This is a genomic window from Kroppenstedtia sanguinis, assembly GCF_050433445.1.
In the GTDB taxonomy this organism is placed as follows: domain Bacteria; phylum Bacillota; class Bacilli; order Thermoactinomycetales; family DSM-45169; genus Kroppenstedtia; species Kroppenstedtia sanguinis.
In genome coordinates, this window is the sequence record NZ_JBNPXF010000047.1 from 1 (window position 1) to 4,464 (window position 4,464).

4 protein-coding genes are annotated in these 4,464 nt (G+C 44.9%); 1 reads left to right on the forward strand and 3 read right to left on the reverse strand.

The genetic code is table 11. The features are described from left to right. Positions 1-435 precede the first annotated feature (435 nt). Positions 436-651, reverse strand: a complete 216-nt coding sequence (locus JOD24_RS15945; RefSeq protein WP_429247341.1) for a hypothetical protein — start codon at positions 649-651, stop codon at positions 436-438. Positions 652-680: 29 nt separating this feature from the next. Further along, positions 681-1,694, reverse strand: coding sequence for an alcohol dehydrogenase AdhP (adhP, locus tag JOD24_RS15950; protein WP_091572659.1), 1,014 nt, complete (start codon positions 1,692-1,694; stop codon positions 681-683). A gap of 201 nt (positions 1,695-1,895) precedes the next feature. Between adhP and JOD24_RS15955 the strand changes: the two genes are divergently transcribed. Beyond that, a complete protein-coding gene (locus tag JOD24_RS15955) occupies positions 1,896-3,767 on the forward strand; it encodes a sigma-54-dependent Fis family transcriptional regulator (protein ID WP_429247342.1) in 1,872 nt (623 codons plus the stop codon). Positions 3,768-3,942: 175 nt separating this feature from the next. Here JOD24_RS15955 and JOD24_RS15960 read toward each other — a convergent pair. After that, the coding region (locus JOD24_RS15960; RefSeq protein ID WP_429247343.1) for an aldehyde dehydrogenase family protein at positions 3,943-4,464 on the reverse strand (522 nt) is incomplete at its 5' end.

Sequence of the window (4,464 nt, forward strand, 5' to 3'; positions counted from 1 at the left end):
ATGGGTTTTCGGTTTGGTCACTTGAAAACTTCTCCATGATGGGGTGAAGTCCTTTTTCTATGCCTGAGGAGCCTTGCTGCTCAAGGGGTTTGAAATCTGCAAAAGGCTCAGACAAGTAATTAAGACACGTACAGGCTCTATGATATCAAGGCTAAGGAATATCCCATTTAACTGTACCCTAATGAGATAAAACTCCTTACATTATCGAAGGCTTTTTAAGGAATATTTTATTGTGGGTGAAGGAGGGATCCAAAATGAAATCAAAATTTGGAGAACAGAAAAAAACGAACAAACAGCAAAATTGATACTGCATTAAAAAGAGGAGGCTTGTTTATCGGGGTTAAAAAATGAGCCATTAATAAAGGGCACTGTCATTAAGCTCGACAGTGCCCTTTATTTGTACAGGTATTCCATGTTTGAATGGCAAAAACAAAGTCAATATGATCCTGTCACCAAGACCGGAAGGCCCTCTAATTCCCCGAATAGGACATCCTCGGAACCGGGTTGATATTTTTGAAACGACAACATAAGCGGGGATTGATTTAACTCAAATTGATACAAAAAAGGGTCCGTATAAGATTTTGCCCAATTATAAATATAACATTTTGCTTTTTCAGAAGCTGTTACCCGGGGAATAAGGGATTCCTTCATCTTGACCTCCTTGGCCTAATTACATTGAATTACATCTCAAAAACTAGCCTTGCCTTGGCTTTTCCTTCTTCCACTTCTTTCAACGCCTCGTTGACATCATGCAAATGCCGTTTTTCGTGAACGACTCGGGTTTTTCCGGCCGCATGAAGTTCAAATACTTCCTTTAGGTCCACCCTTGTCCCAACAATAGATCCAAGAACTGAAACTCCATTAAGAACGGTTTCAAAAATGGGCAGTCTTACATCATTGTCTTTTGGAAGAGCCACAAAGACAACTTTTCCACCTCGGCGCAAGGAGTGATAAGCTTGTTCAAAGGCTTGGGGTGCTACCGCCACACAGATGGCTTGGTCGGCCCCTCCCAGTTTTTTGATTTCCTCTACCGGGTCTTGGGTTCGGGCATTAACTGTATAATCCGCCCCGAGCTCTTTTGCCAAACTGAGTTTCTCTTCAAATAGATCGACCGCAACTACAGATGCTCCAGCTATTTTGGCATATTGCAAAGCCAGATGACCCAGCCCACCAATTCCAAAAACTGCAACCAAGTCTGAAGGGCGTGTGCCAGCCACCTTTACCGCTTTATATGTGGTGACCCCCGCACAAATTAGAGGGGCTGCTTCCATCGAGTCGACGCCTTTCGGTATTTTTACTACTTGATCAGCGTAAGCGTTGGCATATTCCGCAAAGGTCCCATCGATCGCATAACCAGTATTTAATTGATCTTCACACAAAGTTTCCCATCCAGATGTGCAGTACTCGCAGTAGCCACATGCATAACCCAACCATGGAATGGCCACCCGATCCCCTTCTTTAATTCCGCTTCTAACATTTTTCCCTAAGCTTTCGACGATGCCAACTCCTTCATGCCCGGGAATTAAGGGGAGCTTCGGTTTGATTGGCCAATCTCCATGAGCAGCATGGATGTCCGTGTGACACAATCCTGAGGTTTCGATCTTTACGCTGGCTTGGTTAGCGAGAGGATCCGGCAAGTCCACCTCTTCTACACTTAAAGGCTTTGAAAAATCGTGAACCACGGCAGCTTGCATCTTTTTACCCATAAAATACTTCCTCCTTATATGAGAAGTTACCCTAAAGGTTTGCAAATAACATGCCAAATGGGATTCTTACTAGTATTGCGTATATTCAAAAACACATATTGGCCATTTACAGAACAACGTTACAATTTGTTACACTTTTGTCCGTTCAAAGATTGGGAATTTATAATGTAGAGGTGAAGGAGGGGTTCTATGTTTCCTGATCGTCATCAACCAATCAAACAGTCTTGGGAACGAAGTCGTGAACTTGGAGTTGAACGACATCGTGCTGTAAACGATATTCTTAAAGGAGGAGAGTTAAAGGATCGCCAAGACAACTTGAGAGAGTTTTTTCAAGCTACGGATGACATTCTCGAGCACCTTTTTCTACAATTTAAACAATCAGAGTTCATGGTGATTGTCTCGGATTCCGATAGTTATATTGTTAATGCTTGGGGAGAGCCTCCTTTTTCTGAACGAGCTAAAAACGTTTGGTTAGATACAGGAGCAAATTGGGATGAGAGTGTCAAAGGAACCAATGCGATTGGGACAGCTATTTTTGAAAAAAAACCGATCAGTGTCGTGGGGGACGAACACTTTTGTAAAGAAAATCACTTTTTATCCTGCTACGCGGCTCCTATATATTCACCGACGGGAGAACTGCTTTGTATTTTAGATGTTAGTGGAGATGCACGATCTCATCATCCCCACACCTTGGGAATGGTGGTTGCTGCCGCACAAGCATGTGAAGCCAGATTGACCCTTCAACAGACAAAAAATGAGCTTACCTTAGCTTTGAATGAAAATAATCTGTTATTAAACGAACACCACCAGCCTTTGCTATCGGTAAATCAAGACGGCGTCATAACAAGGTTAAATAGACAGGCTGCCAAAATGCTAGGGCAGTCGATACAGGAGTGCATAGGGAAACCATTATCCAACTGGTTTCAAGAAGAAACCGATGAAATTTTGTCCTCCAACGGTTACAGTTCTAGGGTCGTGTCGTTAAAGTCTGCAGAGAATGATAAACAAACCAAGTGGATGGTCCATGCAGTTTTAGACAATCGAAAAAGATTATACCACGGAATGGTAAAACCCATCCCCCGACGAAAATCCAAAAATGAAATTGATTCCCATTTCGTTAGTGAATGCGAAAAAATGAAAAAAGCATTAAATATTGCTCAAGCGATCGCTCCAACCAAAGCTACCGTCTTAATCCAAGGAGAAACTGGTTCGGGAAAAGACTGGGTGGCTCGTACCATCCATAACTCGAGCGGAAGAAATGGGCCTTTCTTAGTTGTAAATTGCGGAGCGCTCCCAGAGAATCTTATCGAATCTGAGTTGTTCGGGTATGAAAAAGGAGCGTTTACTGGGGCACATAAAGAAGGGAAAAAGGGGAAGTTTGAGGCAGCCGATCAAGGAACTCTTTTTCTCGACGAAATCGGGGAACTCCCCTTAGCCTCACAAACGGTTCTACTAAGAGTTTTAGAAGAAAAGCACGTCACCCGGATTGGCGGTCACCGTCCGCGTCCAGTCGATGTTCGCATCGTAGCCGCGACGAATCGGGACCTTCCCGTCGAGATTCAGAAGGGGACCTTCCGATCTGACCTGTATTATCGTTTGTGTGAGTTTGAGATACGGATCCCCCCTCTTCGGGAACGGGAGGATATCCCGCAGATGATCGACTTTTTCCTAGAGGAAATGGCCAATGAGTTGGAGGCCGACTACCTTTACCTCGACGATTTGGGGATGAAAAAATTGACGATGTACCATTGGCCGGGGAATGTGCGGGAGCTGAAGCAGGTTGTCCGGCAAGCCTGTTATAACGCCTTTATATTACGGAAATCCAGGGTAATTTCGGCCAGTGACATTGATCATCCTCAAATGAACATGAAGCAAGGTTTTTTATTAGAAAACCAAGAAGAGAAAACGATACGCGAGGTATTGGAGAAAACCAACTGTAATATTTCCGAATCCTCCCGGTTGTTAGGGATCAGCCGTACAACCCTTTATCGGAAAATAAGTCAGTATGAATCGTTAAAGAATTTAAAGAAAGAGATGAAGAGAAAAGAAAAAAAGAAATGACCCGCCTCATGACAGTGCGGGCCATTTTTGTTTCTTAAACCTTGATATCGAGGAGTCTCCAGTCGATATCATTCTTTTTCTGTAAAAGGTCGGGAGTGGATTTATGAACCGAAGACTCAGGAGGAACTTCCAGTGAAAAGGAGGTCCCCTCCCTCATGTCCATCCCTTTTTCGGATCAGAACAACCCGGTGGGGTTTTGATCGTAGGAGATGAGGAGATTTTTCGTCTGCTGATAGTGTTCCAGCATCATCTTGTGGGTCTCCCGGCCGATACCCGATTGCTTGTATCCGCCGAAAGCGGCGTGGGCGGGGTACTGGTGGTAGCAGTTGACCCAGACCCGGCCGGCCTCGATTTGACGAGCGATCTGGTAGGCTTGGTGCGTATCCCGAGACCAGAGCCCAGCACCCAGCCCGTACAGGGTGTCGTTGGCGATCTCCAAAAGCTCCTTCTCATCTTTAAAGGTGGTGACCGAAACCACCGGTCCGAAGATCTCTTCCTGGAAGATCCGCATTTTATTGTTTCCTTCGAAAACGGTGGGCTGCACATAAAACCCATCCGGATATTGTTCGTTTTTAAAAGCCTGACCACCAGTCAGCACCTTGGCCCCTTCCTGCTTCCCGATATCCAGGTAGCTCATGATCTTCTCAAACTGATCCCGTGAGGCTTGCGCGCCCATCATCGTTTGCGGATCCAGGGG

Coding starts and splice junctions, on each gene's coding strand:
- JOD24_RS15945 (WP_429247341.1), bottom strand. CDS start 651: ATGAAGGAATCCCTTATTCCCCGGGTAACAGCTTCTGAAAAAGCAAAA.
- adhP (WP_091572659.1), bottom strand. CDS start 1,694: ATGCAAGCTGCCGTGGTTCACGATTTTTCAAAGCCTTTAAGTGTAGAA.
- JOD24_RS15955 (WP_429247342.1), top strand. CDS start 1,896: ATGTTTCCTGATCGTCATCAACCAATCAAACAGTCTTGGGAACGAAGT.